At 37.4% G+C, this 18,917-nt stretch carries 20 protein-coding genes; 2 read left to right on the forward strand and 18 right to left on the reverse strand.

Translation table 11 applies throughout. The features are described from left to right. Window positions 1-116 precede the first annotated feature (116 nt). Both R3L15_RS09140 and R3L15_RS09145 read left to right on the forward strand, forming a co-directional pair. Entirely contained in the window at window positions 117-2,105 is a 1,989-nt protein-coding gene (locus R3L15_RS09140; protein ID WP_338731267.1) for a urocanate hydratase, read from the forward strand. Between the two features lie 23 nt (window positions 2,106-2,128). Further along, entirely contained in the window at window positions 2,129-2,668 is a 540-nt protein-coding gene (locus R3L15_RS09145) for a DUF4136 domain-containing protein (protein WP_338731268.1), read from the forward strand. Between the two features lie 54 nt (window positions 2,669-2,722). On the opposite strand, the gene R3L15_RS09150 is transcribed toward R3L15_RS09145, so the two are convergent. The 18 genes from R3L15_RS09150 to paaB form a co-directional block, all read right to left on the reverse strand. Continuing rightward, complete coding sequence (locus R3L15_RS09150) at window positions 2,723-3,067, reverse strand: hypothetical protein (protein ID WP_338731269.1); 345 nt, start codon at window positions 3,065-3,067, stop codon at window positions 2,723-2,725. A 107-nt stretch (window positions 3,068-3,174) separates the two neighbouring features. Beyond that, window positions 3,175-5,250: a thiamine pyrophosphate-dependent enzyme gene (locus R3L15_RS09155; protein ID WP_338731270.1), complete on the reverse strand. Its 2,076-nt coding sequence runs from the start codon at window positions 5,248-5,250 to the stop codon at window positions 3,175-3,177. Between the two features lie 82 nt (window positions 5,251-5,332). Then, a complete protein-coding gene (locus R3L15_RS09160) occupies window positions 5,333-6,391 on the reverse strand; it encodes a branched-chain amino acid aminotransferase (RefSeq protein WP_338731271.1) in 1,059 nt (352 codons plus the stop codon). Between the two features lie 47 nt (window positions 6,392-6,438). Beyond that, window positions 6,439-6,804 carry a four helix bundle protein gene (locus R3L15_RS09165; RefSeq protein ID WP_338731272.1) on the reverse strand — a complete coding sequence of 122 codons (366 nt, stop codon included), beginning with the start codon at window positions 6,802-6,804 and terminating at the stop codon, window positions 6,439-6,441. A gap of 27 nt (window positions 6,805-6,831) precedes the next feature. Then, window positions 6,832-8,184: a dihydrolipoamide acetyltransferase family protein gene (locus R3L15_RS09170; protein ID WP_338731273.1), complete on the reverse strand. Its 1,353-nt coding sequence runs from the start codon at window positions 8,182-8,184 to the stop codon at window positions 6,832-6,834. Then, window positions 8,174-8,494: a GIY-YIG nuclease family protein gene (locus tag R3L15_RS09175; protein ID WP_338731275.1), complete on the reverse strand. Its 321-nt coding sequence runs from the start codon at window positions 8,492-8,494 to the stop codon at window positions 8,174-8,176. Before R3L15_RS09175 ends, R3L15_RS09170 begins: the two co-directional genes overlap by 11 nt. Before the next feature lie 101 nt (window positions 8,495-8,595). Continuing rightward, the gene (locus tag R3L15_RS09180; RefSeq protein ID WP_338731276.1) at window positions 8,596-9,192 is read right to left on the reverse strand and encodes a transferase hexapeptide repeat family protein; all 597 of its coding nucleotides are present in this window, start codon (window positions 9,190-9,192) and stop codon (window positions 8,596-8,598) included. After that, a complete protein-coding gene (locus R3L15_RS09185) occupies window positions 9,192-9,950 on the reverse strand; it encodes an enoyl-CoA hydratase/isomerase family protein (RefSeq protein ID WP_338731277.1) in 759 nt (252 codons plus the stop codon). Before R3L15_RS09185 ends, R3L15_RS09180 begins: the two co-directional genes overlap by 1 nt. A 2-nt stretch (window positions 9,951-9,952) precedes the next feature. Beyond that, the gene (gene paaZ, locus R3L15_RS09190; protein ID WP_338731278.1) at window positions 9,953-12,463 is read right to left on the reverse strand and encodes a phenylacetic acid degradation bifunctional protein PaaZ; all 2,511 of its coding nucleotides are present in this window, start codon (window positions 12,461-12,463) and stop codon (window positions 9,953-9,955) included. Between the two features lie 27 nt (window positions 12,464-12,490). Then, window positions 12,491-13,702: a 3-oxoadipyl-CoA thiolase gene (gene pcaF / locus R3L15_RS09195; protein ID WP_338731279.1), complete on the reverse strand. Its 1,212-nt coding sequence runs from the start codon at window positions 13,700-13,702 to the stop codon at window positions 12,491-12,493. A gap of 83 nt (window positions 13,703-13,785) precedes the next feature. Then, the gene (locus R3L15_RS09200; protein ID WP_338731281.1) at window positions 13,786-14,151 is read right to left on the reverse strand and encodes a four helix bundle protein; all 366 of its coding nucleotides are present in this window, start codon (window positions 14,149-14,151) and stop codon (window positions 13,786-13,788) included. 24 nt (window positions 14,152-14,175) lie between these two features. Continuing rightward, window positions 14,176-14,556, reverse strand: coding sequence for a hotdog fold thioesterase (locus R3L15_RS09205; RefSeq protein ID WP_338731282.1), 381 nt, complete (start codon window positions 14,554-14,556; stop codon window positions 14,176-14,178). Window positions 14,557-14,589: 33 nt separating this feature from the next. Then, a complete protein-coding gene (locus R3L15_RS09210; protein ID WP_338731283.1) occupies window positions 14,590-15,000 on the reverse strand; it encodes a hypothetical protein in 411 nt (136 codons plus the stop codon). A gap of 16 nt (window positions 15,001-15,016) precedes the next feature. Beyond that, window positions 15,017-16,192: a 3-hydroxyacyl-CoA dehydrogenase NAD-binding domain-containing protein gene (locus R3L15_RS09215; RefSeq protein WP_338731284.1), complete on the reverse strand. Its 1,176-nt coding sequence runs from the start codon at window positions 16,190-16,192 to the stop codon at window positions 15,017-15,019. Between the two features lie 31 nt (window positions 16,193-16,223). Then, a complete protein-coding gene (locus tag R3L15_RS09220; protein WP_338731285.1) occupies window positions 16,224-17,009 on the reverse strand; it encodes an enoyl-CoA hydratase-related protein in 786 nt (261 codons plus the stop codon). Window positions 17,010-17,123: 114 nt separating this feature from the next. Further along, window positions 17,124-17,624 carry a 1,2-phenylacetyl-CoA epoxidase subunit PaaD gene (gene paaD / locus R3L15_RS09225; RefSeq protein WP_338731286.1) on the reverse strand — a complete coding sequence of 167 codons (501 nt, stop codon included), beginning with the start codon at window positions 17,622-17,624 and terminating at the stop codon, window positions 17,124-17,126. Between the two features lie 34 nt (window positions 17,625-17,658). After that, the gene (gene paaC / locus R3L15_RS09230; RefSeq protein WP_338731288.1) at window positions 17,659-18,414 is read right to left on the reverse strand and encodes a 1,2-phenylacetyl-CoA epoxidase subunit PaaC; all 756 of its coding nucleotides are present in this window, start codon (window positions 18,412-18,414) and stop codon (window positions 17,659-17,661) included. A 102-nt stretch (window positions 18,415-18,516) separates the two neighbouring features. Then, window positions 18,517-18,807, reverse strand: a complete 291-nt coding sequence (gene paaB, locus R3L15_RS09235) for a 1,2-phenylacetyl-CoA epoxidase subunit PaaB (RefSeq protein ID WP_338731289.1) — start codon at window positions 18,805-18,807, stop codon at window positions 18,517-18,519. Between the last annotated feature and the right edge of the window lie 110 nt (window positions 18,808-18,917).

Here is an 18,917-nt window from a genome sequence, read left to right on the forward strand (position 1 = left end):
TGTTGACATTAGGTATCCTTAGATGTTTTTAGTTATATCCAAGCAACATATTTGGATAGCAGTTTCTTCATACATACTAACAAAAAACATCTATACTCATCATAAAAACAATAAACATGACATTTCAAAAACATATATTACAAGGCATTCCAAACCAATTACCTAAACCTAAGCCCTACGATAACACTATAAATCATGCGCCAAAACGCAAAGAAATTCTTACAAAAGAAGAAAAAAATCTAGCTTTAAAAAATGCTTTACGCTACTTCGAGCCTAAACATCATGCTGCTTTATTACCTGAATTCACAGAAGAACTAGAAAACTACGGGCGTATTTATATGTACCGCTTTCGCCCAGAATACAAAATGTACGCACGCCCTATAGAAGAATACCCAGCAAAGTCCAAACAAGCTGCGGCTATCATGCTCATGATCCAAAATAATTTAGACTATGCCGTAGCCCAACACCCTCATGAGCTTATCACTTACGGAGGTAATGGCGCAGTATTTTCTAATTGGGCACAATATCTTCTAACAATGAAGTATTTAGCAGAAATGACAGACGAACAGACGCTTGTTATGTATTCTGGTCATCCTATGGGCTTGTTTCCTTCTCATAAAGATGCACCAAGAGTAGTCGTAACTAACGGAATGATGATTCCTAATTATTCTAAACCTGATGACTGGGAAAAATTTAACGCCTTAGGAGTTACTCAATATGGACAAATGACTGCTGGAAGCTATATGTATATTGGTCCTCAAGGTATTGTTCATGGTACCACTATTACCGTTTTAAACGGTTTCCGAAAAATTAATAAATCACCTAAAGGTCACATTTTTGTAACATCTGGACTTGGAGGTATGTCTGGAGCACAACCAAAAGCTGGAAATATTGCAGGCTGTATTACTATATGTGCCGAAGTAAACCCAAAAATTACTCAAGTACGACTAGATCAAGGTTGGATAGATGAAAAAATTACAGATTTAGACGATTTAGTATCACGTGTAAAACAAGCCAAAGACAAACAAGAAACCATTTCTCTGGCCTACTTGGGTAATGTAGTTGATGTTTGGGAAAAATTTGATGAGGCTAATGTTCAAATTGATTTAGGAAGCGATCAAACCTCTCTTCACAATCCTTGGGCTGGCGGTTATTATCCAGCAGGCCAATCTTTTGAAGCTTCTAATAAAATGATGGCAGAAAATCCAGAACTATTCAAGGAAAAAGTTCAGGAAAGCTTACGTCGTCATGCAGACGCAATAAACAAGCATACAGCTAAAGGAACATACTTCTTTGACTACGGAAACGCTTTCTTATTGGAAGCTTCAAGAGCTGGTGCTGATGTGATGTCAGAAAACCCTACATTAGGCCGTGAATTTAAATACCCTAGTTATGTTCAAGATATCATGGGCCCCATGTGTTTTGATTATGGCTTTGGTCCATTTAGATGGGTTTGTACTTCTGGAAAACCAGAAGATCTTCAAAAAACAGATGACATTGCTTGTGAAGTTTTAGAAGAGATTAAGAAAAACTCACCTAAGGAGATTCAGCAACAAATGGCCGATAATATTCAATGGATAAAAGGCGCTCAAGAGAATAAATTAGTTGTTGGATCGCAAGCTAGAATTCTATATGCTGATGCCGAAGGACGCATGAAAATTGCTAAAGCATTTAACGATGCTATTAATAAAGGTGACATTGGTTATGTTGTTTTAGGGCGTGATCATCATGATGTTTCTGGTACCGATTCGCCTTATCGAGAAACAAGTAACATTTATGATGGTTCACGTTTTACAGCAGATATGGCGATTCAAAATGTAATAGGCGATAGTTTTAGAGGCGCCACTTGGGTAAGCATTCACAACGGCGGTGGTGTTGGCTGGGGCGAAGTTATAAACGGAGGATTCGGCATGGTTCTTGATGGTAGTTCTGATGCTGAAAGACGTTTAAAATCAATGCTTTTCTGGGATGTTAACAACGGAATTTCACGTCGTAGCTGGGCAAGAAATGAAGGTGCCGTTTTTGCTATTAAACGCGCTATGGAAACTGAACCTAATCTAAAAGTTACAATACCAAACTTAGTTGACGATAATTTATTATCTTAACTGTAAATTAAAAATAAAACGTTATGAAAAATGCATCCACTTATTTATTGATAGGGTTATGCTTCATTATTCTATCATCTTGCAGTTCTATAAAAGTTGTTTCAGATTACGACAAGAATGCAAATTTTGACACTTACAAATCGTTTGCTTTTTATAAAGCAGGTATTGACAAAGCAGAAATAAACGATCTTGACAAACGTAGAATACTAAGAGCTATAGAAACAGAACTTTTAGCAAAAGGGTTCACAAAATCGGAAAATCCAGATTTACTAGTTAGTATATTTACGCAGTCTAGAGAAGAAATAAATGTGTATAATAATAACGGCCCCTACGGATATGGTTGGGGCTGGAGTCCTTGGTATTGGAATAATTATAACACAACTGTTTCTACCTCTACCGAAGGCATTCTATACATTGATTTAATCGATGCCGAAAGAAAAGAACTTATTTGGCAAGGTAAAGGTACAGGATATCTCTCTGAAAACAGAGAAAGTAAAATTGAAATTATAAATGAATTTGTTAAAGAGATATTAGCGAAATATCCGCCAGAAATTAAAGAATAACTAAAATTAAAAAAGGCAGCTAATTAGCTGCCTTTTATCCTTAAAATAAATTTATTATTTTTTTTCTTTAACTAAAGACTTTTTATAGGTTTTATATTGCTCCTCTGTCAATATCTTTTTAAATTCTATATCGATAGTTTTGTTTATCGACTCAATTCCATCGCTTTTAATAGCATTAGAATTATTCATTTTTTTTAATTCGGCTAAATTTTGTTCAGCATTTACTAATACCTTAAAAACTTCCCCCTGCTGTTGTCCTGATAATTCCACTAATTGATGTAGATTGTATGTTTTTTCTTTAGCAACAGCTTCAGCTTTCACATTATCTTGGGCAACAGACGATTGCATCCCTACAAAAAGAAACGCTATAAAACTTAAAAGTGATAAGTACTTTTTCATAATTTAATTTAATTAATAGTTTTCAAACAAAGTTCGATAAATATACAAATATTCATCAAATATAATCATTAGTTGACTCTATTTTTAGAAAGTATCGTCAAAATTCGTTAGTAACTTAATAACGCTTCAATCTTAACTTTTACTTTTTCAATAGAAGGAATCATGGTTTGCTCCAATGTTGAATTCAACGGAATCGCAGGCATATTCTCACTACCAATAGTCATTACTGGTGCATCTAAATACTTAAAACATTCTTCCTGAATTTTCCCAGCCAATGCTCTAGCAAAACTATTATTACTTGGCTCTTCGGTTACTACTAGACATTTGCCAGTTTTCTTTACTGACTTCATTATAGTATCTTCATCCAACGGATACAATGTTCTCAAGTCGATGACTTCTATTTGATCTTTTATTCCCAACTCTTCTGAAGCATTCATGGCCCAATGTACACCCATTCCATAGGTAACAATAGTGCACGTTTCCACATCATCTTGCTTCCAGATTTCTTGTAATACCCAAGCTTTTCCAAAAGGCAACACATAGTCTTCAGCTGGTTCTACTGAAGTTGCTCCTTGCGTTCCTGGCACTTTGGACCAATACAACCCTTTATGCTCAAAAATAACTACTGGGTTTGGATCGTGATACGCAGCTTTAATCAAGCCTTTTAAATCAGCACCATTACTTGGGTAAGCAATTTTAACACCTCTAATGTTAGTCACCACACTTTCCACAGAAGATGAATGGTAAGGTCCGCCACTTCCATAAGCCCCAATTGGCACTCGTAAAATCATACTTACAGGCCATTTCCCATTACTTAGATAGCAACTTCTGCTCACTTCTGTAAATAATTGGTTAAGTCCTGGCCAAATATAATCGGCAAACTGCACCTCAACAATAGGTTTTAAGCCAACAGCGCTCATACCAACAGTTGACCCCACAATAAATGCTTCTTGAATTGGCGTATTGAAAACTCTGTCATCACCAAATTTCTGTGCTAAGGTTGCAGCTTCTCTAAACACTCCACCAAGTCTACCTCCTACATCTTGTCCGTATAACAAACATTCTGGGTATTTTTTCATTAATTCTTCAACAGCGAATAAAGCACAATCTACCATTACGACTTTTTCTGCACCTTCTGGCGAACGCTCGCCTTGTTCTTCGGTAATTGGTGTTGGTGCAAAATCGTGCGTAAATAAATCTTCTGGAGTTGGATCTTCAGCTTTTAAGGCTTTTTGAAAATCTTTTTCAACTTTTAGCTTTATTTCGGCTTCAATGTTATTTATATCTTTTTCTGAAAAACCACCATCTAATAATTGTTGTTTAAGCACTGGATAAGGATCACGTGATTTCGCTTCTTCCAAGTCATCACGATACCATTCCATTCGCACACCAGACGTATGGTGGTTTAACAACGGTACTTTAGCGTGAACTAAAATTGGACGACGTTCTTCTCGTATGGTTTTAATCACTTTTTCTAGCGTCTCGTAACTTTCAATAAAATTAGCGCCATCTATGGAGATCGCTTCCAATCCGTGAAATCCTTGGGCGTATTCTGCTGCACTTTGTGCTCTGGTTTCGGCTTCGTTGGCTGAAATATCCCAACCATTGTCTTGAACCAAATACAAAATAGGCATTTGCTTTAAAGCAGCCATTTGGAAAGCTTCTGCAATTTCGCCTTCGGTTACTGATGCGTCACCCAAACTACAAACGGTGATTGGATTTAATTTAGATTCTTCGTTATCGTTCTGAACAACATTTGAATTTTGAAGTCCTTGCTTTTCCAAATATTGCATTCCCATCGCGACACCTGTTGCAGGAATGGCTTGCATACCTGTTGCCGAAGATTGATGTGGAATTTTAGGCTTATCAGCATCTTTTAAACTTGGGTGTGAATAATAGGTTCTTCCACCAGAAAATGGATCGTCTTTTTTAGCTAATACCTGAAGCATTAAATCATAAGGTGTCATACCAAAAGCCAATAACATCGCATCGTCTCTGTAATACGGAAATGCATAATCTTGAGGCAACAACTGCATTCCTAAAGCCGTCTGAATCGCCTCGTGACCACGTGATGTGGCGTGCACGTATTTTGAAACTACTTTAAAGTTGGCTTCATACAATTCTGCCATGGTTTTGGCGGTTACTAAATTGGTAAATCCTTTTTTTAATATGTCTTTATTCATAACTATTTCCCACGAAAGTGGGAATCTTTTTTTGTTATACTATCCCTTTCTGCTTAAAGATTCCTTCCTACACAGGAATGAATTACTCTTCAACCTTTATCATCCAGTTGAATTTATCTTCAATTTTTCCTGTTTTAATGGCATTTAGCGTATCGTTAACTTCTAATCCTACCGGACTCTCATCAGAAACGTGAATATCGCCATTTGCTGTCCCAATACTTTGAATATATGCAATCCCAACCGCTGTTCCTGTTCCAAAAGCCTCTTCTAGAATACCTTTTTCTGAAGCTTCGCGAATTTCGGTTAGCGTGATTGGGCGCTCAATAACTTCAAAGCCTTTATCCTTTAGAATATCGATAACACTCATTCTGGTAATACCATCGAGAATGGCGCCATCGCGACGCGGCGTGATGAATTCTCCATCAATTTTGAAGAAGATATTCATTGTTCCCACCTCTTGAATGTACTCGTGCTCAACTGCATCTAACCACAATACTTGATCGTACCCTTTGGCTTTTGCCAACTCGGTTGGGCGAATAGCAGCAGCGTAATTTCCGGCAGCTTTAGCTTCACCTGTTCCGCCATCAACAGCACGAACGAATTTTTTCTCAGCCCAAAGGTTAATGCGTTTACTAAAAAACGGTCCAGCGGGAGACGCCATAATAATAAACTTATAACTGGTAGCCGCACGCATACCTATAAAAGCTTCGTCGGCATACATAAACGGGCGTAAATACAAGGCGCTACCATCTTGAGGTGGAATCCAAGCTTTATCTAATGCAACCAGTTGTTTTAAGCCTTCTACAAATAAGTCTTCAGGAACGTTGGGCATTCCCATTCGGTCTGCGCTAAAATTTAATCGGGCTGCATTCTTATCAGCTCGAAATAACATTGGCACACCATCGCTGTTTACCGTAGCTTTCATTCCTTCAAAAATGGCTTGTCCGTAATGCAATGCCATAGCTGCAGGATGTGTTGGAATTAATGCTAAAGGTTCTATTCTTGGGTTTTGCCACTGACCATCTTTATAATCGCAGATAAACATATGATCTGTGAAAGAGGTTCCTAATGGTATATTATTGAAGTCAATGGTATCGACTTTTGATTGTTCTATTTTTTTGATTGAAATATTGTTGTTCATAGTATTTTATATTATTGAGAAATGAAACAGGATACAAGAAACACGACTCAACCATTTAGATTTAGTTTATCAATAAATTTTGAAATTTTACTTTGAATTATCTGAACCTTATTCTGCAAATCAAGAAACTTATCTTCTTCTAAATAATTTTGACGATAACAGATAATTAGTTGGGTTTCCCATTCAAAAGCTGATCCAAGACTATTTTCTAAATATTGAATAAAATGTTTATTTGTTTTTTTACTGGTTCCTTCGGATATATTTGAAGCAATAGAAATAACACATCGATTCATCTGGCTTCTTAATCCGAATTTTTCATAGTCAGGTAATTCTCGTGTTATAGAATAATTATCATCAACCAAGTCCATTGCTTCAATCCAGATGTGCAATTTTTTGAAATTATGTCTTTTCATAGAAGTCTTGTTTCTTGTCTCTTGATTCTAAATAGTTCTATTGGTATCAAATTGTTCTAAATAATCGGCTACGCGACGCACGAAACTCCCACCTAAATAACCATCAACAACGCGATGATCGAAAGACAGCGACAAATACATCATACTGCGTATAGCGATTTCGTCGCCGTTTTTGGTTTCGATAACTTCGGGGCGTTTTTTAATGATTCCTAATGCTAAAATGGCAACTTCTGGCTGGTTGATAATGGGCGTTCCCATAACACTACCAAAAGTTCCCACATTGGAAATGGTAAATGTACTTCCTTTTATATCGCCGCCGCCTAATTTATTCTCTCTAGCTTTTCCAGCTAGTTCGTTTACATCTTCAGCTAAGGTTTTTAGATCTTTGGTATCGGCATTTTTTACAACTGGCACAATTAAATTCCCACTTGGTAAAGCGGTTGCCATACCTATATTAATGTCTTCTTTCACGATGATATTATTGCCATCTACCGAAGCATTAATATTAGGAAAATCTTTGACCGCCTTAGCTACAGCTTCGACAAATAGAGGTGTAAAAGTTAGTTTTTCGCCATATTTTTCTTGAAACTTTACTTTATTGTCATTTCGCCAGTTTACCATATTGGTTAAATCGGCTTCAACATAAGCCGTTACGTGCGGTGATGTATGTTTGGAATACACCATATGATCGGCAATCATTTGGCGCATACGATCCATTTCTATAACCTTTCCTTTGCCTTTATCAAACTCTAATTGTGGAATACGATAAGCTGTAGGATCTTGGACAACTGGTTGTGCAAACTGATATGGACGTCCTTCTTCGATATAGCTGAAGACATCACTTTTACGCAAGCGTCCTTCGTTACCCGTTGCAGGAATTCTTGCTAATTCTTCAAAACTGATATGATACTGTTTTGCGATTGAAATTACCAACGGCGAGAAAAATCGATCTTCATTAGAAACCGTAAAAGATGAAGACTTTAAATGAGATGTCTCGACTGTGCTCGACGTGACAACAGGTTTCTTTTTTGGCTGCTTTTTGGTTTTTTGGTGAGATTTCTCGTCGCTCGTACCTCGCTCTGTCGAAATGACATCTTGTTTTGCTTTAGACTTATTTATTTCCAATATAGCTATAACTTCACCTACTTTTACCACATCTTTTGCTTGGTATTTGGTTTCTAGCAACGTTCCTTCTGCTGGAGCTGGCACTTCGTTGTCAACTTTATCTGTAGCGACTTCTAATAAAATATCTCCCTCATCGAAGGTATCACCTTCATTGACCAACCAATTAATTATGGTGCCTTCGGTTATACTTTCGCCCATCTTGGGCATTTTTAATTCGTAACTTCCTGCGAAGGCAGGAATCTCTTTATCTTTCATTCCGAATTCTTTTATAATCTAAATTCCAATTCATACTCAAATCCATCCAACTAGGATTCATTTCTTCTATACATCTAACTTTCCACTCTCTTTTCCATTTCTTAAACCGCTTTTCCCTTAAAATGGCTTCATCTACATTATCGAACTCCTCAAAATAAACTAGATTATTACAATTATATCTAGCCGTAAAAGCATTTGGACGTATTTTTAATTTATGTTCTTTTATTCTTTCCTCAATATTATCAGTTACTCCTATATAAATTACTCCATTTGGTTTATTTGCCATAATATAAACGTACCAACAATTCATTATTTTGTATTATGAGATTCCTGCCTACGCAGGAATTTTTCGCCCATCTTGGGCATTTTTAATTCGAATTTTGACATTCTTATGAACTAATGTTTGTTAGTTTATTTTTTCATAAAATCACGTAATGTTTCATACGTATTTTCTTGTACAATTCTATCTTTTGGCACTTCACGAAGTGGTTCAACTTCACGTAAGGTGTCGTGACAATCTGTTGGTAACTGTTGATACAATCGTGTGCCTTTGGTTTTCCAAGCAATCATCTCGTCTGTAACTTGCTTGATGACTTTTGCTGGATTGCCGACCACCAAACTACGTGGTGGAATTTTGGTTTCGGCTTTTACGAATGCCATTGCGCCTATTATACTTTCGTCGCCGATTTCGGCATCGTCCATAATAACTGTGTTCATCCCAATGAGACAATTACGACCTAAATTTGCACCGTGAATAATAGCACCGTGACCTACGTGTGCGCTTTTCTTGAGTGTGATGGACTTTCCAGGAAACATATGAACAGTGCAGTTTTCCTGAACGTTAACGCCATCCTCAAGGATGATTTGTCCCCAATCGCCACGAATGGCTGCCCCTGGACCTATGTAGCAGTTTTTACCAATAATAACATTGCCTGTAACTGCTGCCAATGGATGTACGAAACTGCTTTCGTGAACAACGGGTATGTATCCTTGGAATGCGTAAACCACTATTTAAATCGTTTTAAGGTTTCCTTTGTGAATTCACTTAATACCAACCGGCCACTAATTACGGCACGCTCTGCTAAAAGTGCATCCCAATCTTCTGTACCTTTCCAGAACATTGTTTTCATTTCCTTCATTGCTTCTGGATTGTAATTACATAGATTTTCTGCAAAAGATTTTACTGCTTCGTCCAATTCCTCTGTGCTTTCAAACACTTGTGTGAATAAACCTTTGTCTTTTGCCCAATCGGCTGGATAAAAGGTGTTGGCGTCTATGGCTATTTGTGACATTCCACTTAATCCTAATTTGCGCTGTACCGCTGGCCCAACTACAAAAGGTCCAATACCTATATTGAGTTCGCTTAACTTAATGGCTGCAAATTTTGTTGCCATACAATAGTCGGTTGCCGATGCTAGACCAACTCCTCCTCCAACGGTTTTTCCTTGTACTCGACCAACAATAAATTTTGGACATTTGCGCATCGCATTTATCACATTGGCAAAACCTGAAAAGAATACTTTTCCTGTGGCTTCATCATTGATATTGATAAGCTCATTAAAACTTGCTCCAGCACAAAATGTTCTATCTCCTCCACTTTTAAGAACGATGACTTTAATGTCCTCGTTATTGCCAGCATTTGTGATACTCTGTGCTAGTTCAGCCAGAATGTTCCCTGGCAAGGAATTATGTGCAGGATGAAAAAACTCGATATATCCTACTTGGTTTTCTATAGTTTGTTTTACGTATGGTTGTTGTTCTGACATAATTATATTAATCCAAATTGTTCAAAATGATGATTTAAATGTTTTCTTTCCAATAGGTATGATTCGTAACGATTCAATTCTCCAAAGACTAGATTCTTCAATTTAGCATCTGGGTTTTCCTTGAAAAACTGTATATACTTTTCGCGTTGTGCTTTAAACTTTTCAATAGCTGTGTTTAAATCTGGATATTTTAGGTCTTCCAATTTATCTTTTTCAAGATTTGGGAATTGTGCATTCTGCGGAAACTTTTTATAATCATACAAACTGGCGTGTACTTTATCTAAAATCTTTTCTGGTGTTGCAATTTCAAAATCCTGAATCTCGCCAGACGCAATTTTATAGGTATATTCTAGATGCTCTATCATATGTTGCGGCGTCATAATACCCCATTTTGGTTTGGCATCTGCGGTTAGCTTGGAAAGACATTCATCAATTTTCTCATCGGTCATTTCCACAAAAGTCTCTTGCTTTTTCTGAACCATTGTTAAAATAGTTGCAATAGCCACCAATGCTTCTTGATCTTCATCGGGATCTGTATCAAACACCTCAACATACCATTTTACAATACCAGAAGGGTGTTCGGTTCCTTTTTGCTCACGATCCACTTTTTCCTTACACGTTAATCGCACATAAATAGTATCGTTATGATATAATGGGCGTAAAAATCGAATACTATCCAAACCATAATTTGCCGCCACGGGACCTTTGTTAGGATATACAAACAAACCTGCTGCTGCAGAAATAATGAAATAACCGTGAGCTGTTCGTTTTTCAAAAATACTACCATCTAAAGATGTAATATCTGTGTGGGCATAAAAATGATCCCAGGTGAGATTGGCAAAATTAATAACATCGGTATCCGTTAGTGTGCGTTTATGGGTTTCTAAAGACATCCCGGGTTGAATGTCTTCCCAGTGATACGCAAACGGATGCTTTGGTGATTCTTTATAGGCTGAATTTGGCTGGTAAATACCTGTAATTTCGGTTAGTGTTGTTGGCGAACCTTGTATGGCGCAACGTTGCAAATAGTGTTTAATACCACGAACACCGCCCATTTCTTCGCCACCACCAGCACGTCCTGGACCACCGTGGATTAGATTTGGTAACGGTGAACCGTGACCTGTACTTTCTTTAGCATTTTCTCTATTCAATACTAAAATTCTACCGTGATGTGTTGCCGCCGAAATGGTATAATCTCGTGCAATCGTATCATCATTAGTAACAATGGAACTCACTAAAGAGCCTTTACCCATTTTCGACAACTTAATAGCATCATCCAATGTTTTATAAGGCATCAAGGTACTTACAGGACCAAAGGCTTCGGTAATGTGAGCAGCTTCATTTTTAAACGGATCATCCTCACGAAGTAAAATAGGTTTTATAAACGCTCCTTTTTTTGCATCAGCTCCGATGGTTTTAGCAGCATCAAAATCACCATAAACAACATCGGCTGTTTTTGCAATTTTTTCAATTTGCTCTTTTACCGAATTACGTTGCGCATCGTTTACCAAAGCGCCCATTCTAACTTCTTTTAATCGTGGGTCGCCGATAGTAACTTTATCTAATTGCTTCCCTAAAGCTATTTGTACGTCTTCGATAAGATTTTCCGGAACGATAATACGACGAATTGCCGTACATTTCTGACCACACTTAACGGTCATTTCATTTCTAACTTCCTTTATAAACAAGTCGAATTCTGGCGTTCCAGGAACGGCATCTTCACCTAAAATTGAGGCATTCAAAGAATCGGCTTCCATAGTAAACGGAACCGTTTCTGCTAAAATCTGCGGATGATTTTTAAGTAATTTCCCTGTGGATGCAGAACCTGTAAAGGTCACCACATCTTGCGACTGCACCGTATCTAAAATGTTTTTTGCTGTACCGCTAATTAACTGCAAAGCACCTTCTGGCAAAATACCAGAAGCAATAATTTCTCTCACCACAGCCTCGGTTAAATAGGCTGTTTGTGGTGCTGGTAAAACCACTGCTGGCATTCCAGCCATCCAGTTAACAGCACACTTTTCCAACATTCCCCAAACTGGGAAATTAAACGCATTAATATGAACTGCCACACCTTCACGTGGCACCATAATATGGTGTGCCATAAAGCGTCCTCCGCGAGATAAATCGATAGGTTCGCCTTCGACGTGAAAGGGTTGATTAGGGAATAGCTTTCGTAGTGACGCGTTGGAAAACAGATTTCCAAACCCACCTTCAATATCTATCCAACTATCAATTTTAGTTGCACCTGTACGGTAGCTTACTTCGTAAAAGTCTCTTTTTTTCTTTTGAAGATAAAATGCTAATTTTTTAAGCATTAATCCACGCTCTTGAAAGGTCATTTTTCTAAGGGCATCGCCTTTTACTCTTCCGTATTGAAGAATTTCAGGAATATCCAAGCCTTCTGTAGTGACGTTTGTAAAATGCTCACCTGTTACCGAATCGAGGATTGGTGTTCCTTCACCTTTTCCATCTATCCAATGACCTTTTATGTAATGTTGTGTTTTGTTCATAACTTAAATTTATTATGAGATTCCTGCCTACGCAGGAATGTTTTCAATTACTGCAGCATACCCTTGGCCCACGCCCACACACATAGTTACCAAAGCATAACGTTTATTTTGTTCTTGTAATTCTAATGCTGCTGAATAGGCAATTCTTGCGCCTGTAACACCAAGCGGATGCCCGATTGCAATAGAACCACCGTTAGGGTTTAATCTTGAATCATCATCTGCCAACCCCCAAGCTCTGGTACACGCCAATGCTTGTGCTGCAAAGGCTTCGTTAAGCTCAATAACATCCATATCATCCATCGTTAACCCTGCTTTTGCTAAGGCTTTATTAGACGCTTCTACAGGACCAATACCCATAATTCGTGGCTCGACACCAACTACCGCCGAACTTACTATTCGCGCCATTGGTTTTAGATTATATTTTTTAACCGCTTCTTCTGAAGCTATGATTGTTGCTGCTGCACCATCGTTCAACCCTGATGAATTTCCTGCCGTCACACTTCCGCCTTCTTTTTTAAACGCTGGTCGTAACTTGGCTAAAATTTCTTTTGTGGTAGTAGGTTTTACAAATTCATCTTTTGAAAAGATGATTGGGTCTTTTTTGCGCTGTGGAATTTCAACCGAAACAATTTCCTTTTCTAAACGCCCATTTTCTTGTGCTTGAGTGGCTTTCATCTGACTCCAATAGGCAAAGGCATCTTGATCTTCACGTGAGATATTATACTTTTCAACTAAATTCTCGGCTGTTACTCCCATACCATCCGTGCCGTACATCTCGTGCATTTTTGGATTAACAAATCGCCAACCAAAACTACTGTCATACATTTTGGAATCGTTTCCAAATGCGCTAGATGGTTTTGCTACCACATAAGGCCCGCGAGTCATATTTTCAACGCCTCCAGATATAAACAGATCGCCATCGCCTGCTTTAATCGCTCGATTGGCGTGAATAATTGCTGATAAGCCCGAGCTACACAATCTGTTTACGGTTTCGCCCGGCACCGAATATGGTAATCCCGCCAAAAGCGATGCCATTCTAGCTACATTACGATTGTCTTCCCCAGCTTGGTTGGCACAACCTAAAATAACATCGTCGTAAGCTTCTTTTGGGATATTTGGATTTCTTTTTACAATTTCTTTAATAACTAAAGCTCCTAAATCGTCTGTCCGTACAGCAGATAAAGTTCCTTTGTAATTTCCTATTGGTGTTCTTATGCCGTCTATAATGTATGCTTCCATATCAATGTAAAAGTTAAAATGTAAAAGTTAAAATGTAAAAGTTATCTAATTACTTATCATTTTGTCATTTTACATTTTCGTGGTTAAATCTTAGTTTTTGTTGTTTTTATACTTGCCGTAAATATTGCTACAAGTTCATTGCATTCGTTAATTATTAAGGTAAATGATTCCTTATTTTTGATTAAATCAGATTTTTCAATTATTTGTAAATTAACTTGAGACTCTCTTAACTCTTTTAGGCAAACTTTCATCTTATGTACAAAATCTTTTTTCGATTCAGCACTTTGGGCTTCTCCATAATTTAATGCCGATGATGTCACCGAACGTATCAATTGTTTTAATAAATGTTGTGACGCAAAGTTGTTTTTAAATATATCTACATTAGAAATCAATAATGCAGAAAATTCAACCAACCGCTGTTGCAAATTATATTTATTGTCACTTTTCACTTTATTATTTTACATTTTTCGGTTTTATATTTTCCAATCTTTTTGTGTACGATAAACCACACCCTTAAAAAGTGCCACAAGTTCATCGCCTCGTTTTACTTCTATGATATTAAATCCTAGTTTGTTTTTTACGTTTTCTATAACCGATTCGGCTACTAAATAATCGCCTTCTTCTAATGCTTCAATGTGATTAATACTCGTTTCTATGGAAACTGCAAATTTACCGTGCGTATTGGCTGCAAACCCAAAAGCGGTGTCTGCCAATGCATAGCTGATGCCGCCGTGAGCTTTTCCCATACTATTGAGCATTTCCTTGCGAACTGTCATCGCCACACGACAACGACCAATTTCGCATTCTAAAATTTCGATACCCAACCACGTACTAAACGGGTCGAGTGATAACATTTTATGTGGTATTTGCTCACCTTTCAAAATCTATTATTTTTTTACTACTAACTTATGCCCTAACCAAGCCATTGGAATATAGGCTACTGCCAAATCTAAAACAATAAACCAGGTTGGTGCTGGAATCATAAATGCTGCTGAAATACCTCCTAATAAAAAGAATACTCCTATAAACATTGCATAAGCAAATTTGCTTTTCGCAACTATTTTTGCTGTAATCAATGCACCTACCAACGTCCCTATGGCGTGTGCCAAAAATGGCATAATGTAATGTTTAGCTTCCAACACATCTGCTGCGGCTTTTATGCCTTCGGCAGTGGTTAAATCGGTTCCTTCTGGTGGTGGAATAATGGAACCACTAATGGTTATAATTCCCATATTGACTATTCCGCCAATAACTATTCCTGCTACTATAGCGAGAATATTTCTTAGTGTTGTGTTCATATTTGGTTAGGTTTGGTTAGTAAAACGTTCTATTGTCTTTATTCATTTTTCGTAATAATGGGCTACAACGGTAACGATCTTCGTGGTATTCATCATACAACTCGTCTAGTTTTGTGACGCACCAATCGATGCCTTTTTCGTCTGCCCAAGCCAAAAGACCTTTTGGATAATTAACACCTTTGGTCATCGCGTTATCAATATCTTCTGCTGAAGCAATGTTTAAAAATAAAGCATCAGCGGCTTCGTTTATGAGCATTACTAAAACACGGTTGAATATTTGTTGCGGTACTTCTTTATGAGATTCTGAATCAAGTTCAGAATGACAAATACTTATTTTTTTACCATTATCGTCATAATCATAATACCCTTTCCCTGATTTTCTTCCAAAATATCCTGCTTCACTCAAGCGTTTTTGTGTGAAACTTGGCTTGTAACGTGGGTCGAAATAGAAGGCTGCAAACACGGTTTCTGTTACGGTATAATTGACATCGTTTCCGATGAAATCCATTAATTCGAATGGCCCCATTCTAAATCCTCCAACATCTTTCATCGCGGCATCTATTTCAGAAAATGAGGCGATGCCTTCTTCATAAATTCGTAAAGCTTCACCATAGAATGGGCGCGCTACACGATTTACAATAAAGCCTGGCGTGTCTTTGGCTACAGCTACTGTTTTTTTCCAACTTTTTATAGTTTCAACTGATTTAGTTAAAACTGCTTTTGATGTTTGCACGGCTGGAATAACCTCAACCAGTTTCATTAACGGTGCTGGATTAAAAAAGTGAATACCCACACAACGTTCTGGTTTTTGCAAGGATGATGCTATGGATGCTATTGATAAACTTGAGGTATTTGAAGCTATAATGCAATTGTCTGACACGTAACTTTCCAACTCTAAAAACACCTTCTTTTTTATGTCTAGATTTTCAACAATTGCTTCGATAGTTAAGTTTGAATCTGACAAATCTTTTAAGTTATTTACATAAGAGATGTTATTCTGAATTCGCGTCTTTTCTTCAGCATCTATTCGCCCTTTTTCGATAAGACGATTTAATATTTTTTCCAAGTTAGCTTTGGCTTTGTCTAAAGCCACTTGATTGGTATCGTATAATTTTACAGCACAACCAGAAGTTGCTGCTACTTGAGCAATACCACTTCCCATTGTTCCAGATCCTATTATTCCTACGTTCATAAAAGTTCTTCGGTTAATTATTTGCTATTCTTTACTTTCCTTTAAAAGTTGGTTTACGTTTTTCTACAAAAGCTGAAACTCCTTCTTCGTAATCTTCAGTTTGAGCTGCTTCGATTTGTAATTTGGATTCTAAGGCTAGTTGTTGGTCTAGATTATTCGTCAACGATTGATTGAACGCCTCCTTAATTTTCCCTAGTGCCAAAGTTGGCATATTGGCCAGTTTTAAGGCTAGTTTATTGACTTCTTCTTCAAAATTTTCTAATGGTAGCACTTTGTAAATCATCCCCAAGCGTTCGGCTTCTTCGGCAGACACTTTATCGCCTAGCATCGCCAATGCCGATGCTTTTTGAAAACCAATTAATCGAGGTAAAAAGAACGTTCCTGCGCTATCAGGTATTAAACCTATTAAACTAAATGCTTGAATAAAACTTACTTTTTCGTGTGCTATAACCACATCGCAAGCCAAAGCAATGTTGGCACCAGCTCCTGCCGCAACACCATTAACAGCACCAATAATTGGTTTTTTAATAGTTCTAATTCTCGTAATAATGGGATTGTAGTGTTCTTCTAATATTTTTTTAAAGCCTGGATTTAATTCTGGTGAAGTCACTTCCTTTAAATCTTGACCAGCACAAAAGGCTTTGCCATTACCCGTTAGAACGATTGCTCTTACCTCATCGTTAGTTTCGCAGTCATCAAATATCTTCTGAAGACGTAACGCCATTTCGCGATTGAAGCTATTAAACACTTCTGGTCGGTTTAACGAAATGTACGCAATATTGTTTTCAATTTTTAATTCAATTGAAGTGTTGCTCATACCTATGTATTGTTTTATTTAGATTCCGTATCGCGTACGGAATAACAAATCCTTTTTTATTTACTCATTTTATTTAATGAGACCCTGAAGCAAGTTCAGGGTGACAGTTTACTGTCATTTCAAACATTTAAAATAATCGAATGGTTCTTGGCAATCGTTGCATTTAAATTGTGCCTTACAAGCCGTTGAACCAAACTGACTAATCATTGTTGTATTTTTGCTTCCGCATTGCGGACATTTTACTAATTGCTTTCCTTCTAACAACACCGATTTATCTGTCTCGGCATCTAAAGGTGCTGCAATACCATAATCTTCTAGTGCTTGTCGGCCTTTTGGTGTAATCCAATCGGTTGTCCAAGCGGGATGAAGAATTAAATCTACTTCGGCTTTATATCCTGCTTTTTTTAAAGCGCTTTTAATATCATCGCCTATAACATCCATCGCAGGACAACCGCTATAAGTTGGTGTAATTTTAATTTTTACAGTATCTCCTTCAATTACAGCAGAACGCACAACACCCATATCCATAATGGAAAGCACTGGGATTTCAGGGTCCGAAATTTGCTCCAAAATTGGAATAAGTTTGTCGTTTATATTTTGCTGTGTTGTTGTCATAGTTTATAATAAGATTCCTGCCTTCGCAGGAATGTTACCATTCCATATTGGGATAGGTGCGCTGCATATACTGTAAATCTGCAAGCAAATACCCCATATGCTCGGTATGAATGCCTTGCTTTCCTCCTTTTTGAAAATATTTGCTTTCTGGCACACTCAACGTTGCTTCTTCTAAAACTGCGTTTACTTCTTCGTAATAAGCATCTTTTAATTTAGCGACATCCACTCCAACGCCTTCAGCAACCATAGCTTTATCAGCTTCGGTTTGATGAAATAATTCATCGGTGTATGTCCATAAATCGTTAATAGCTGTTTGAATGCGATTATGACTTTCTTCGGTTCCATCGCCTAAACGTTTTATCCAATCGGATGAGAAACGCTTGTGATAACTCACTTCTTTGATGGACTTTTTTGCAATAGCCGATAAGTTTAAATCGGTGCTTTTTTCCAATTCGGTTAGCATTAAAAAATGATATACATCGAATAAGAATTGTCTTGCCATTGTATATCCAAAATCGGTATTTGGCTGTTCTACCAAAAGCACATTGACATACTCACGTTCTTTACGAAGCATTGCGATATCGTCTTCGGTTCTACCGTCGCCTGCTATTTTTGCTGCATACTGATAGTAACTGCGTACTTGCCCCAATAAATCCAAAGACATATTGGTGCACGCAATATCTATTTCCAAACTTGGTCCGTGACCGCAAAGCTCTCCTAATCTCTGACCTAGGATTAGGCTGTTGTCTGCGATGCCAAGTATGTAGTTGTATAAATTTTTGTTTTTCATTATTTCTCAAATTCAGACCTTTCGACTGCGCTCAAGGTGACATTTAACTTCAATAAATGAAATCCTGAAACAAGTTCAGGATGACAAAACTTCGTTTTCTTTCTACATATGTTTTACATCATCTGGCAAATCGTAAAACGTTGGATGACGATAGATTTTGTCTTGAGCTGGCTCAAATAATTCACCGTTATGCTCTGGATTGGATGCTGTTATATGTTTGGATTCTACAACCCAAATACTCACACCTTCGTTTCTTCTAGTATAGACATCTCGTGCATTTTCTAAGGCCATTTCTGCATCTGCTGCGTGAAGGCTACCAAAATGACGGTGTTCTAATCCGTTTTTACTTCTTACAAAAACCTCCCAAAGAGGCCAATTCTTTTTGTTTGACATAATTTGTATGCCTGCGAAAGCAGGTATCTTATTATTTATACTTCTATTTTATTTATTCTTACGTTCATTTTGTCTTGAAACAAAACGAACCAAAAATTCAAGTTGAAATG

The organism is Mangrovimonas cancribranchiae, from assembly GCF_037126245.1.
GTDB lineage: Bacteria > Bacteroidota > Bacteroidia > Flavobacteriales > Flavobacteriaceae > Mangrovimonas > Mangrovimonas cancribranchiae.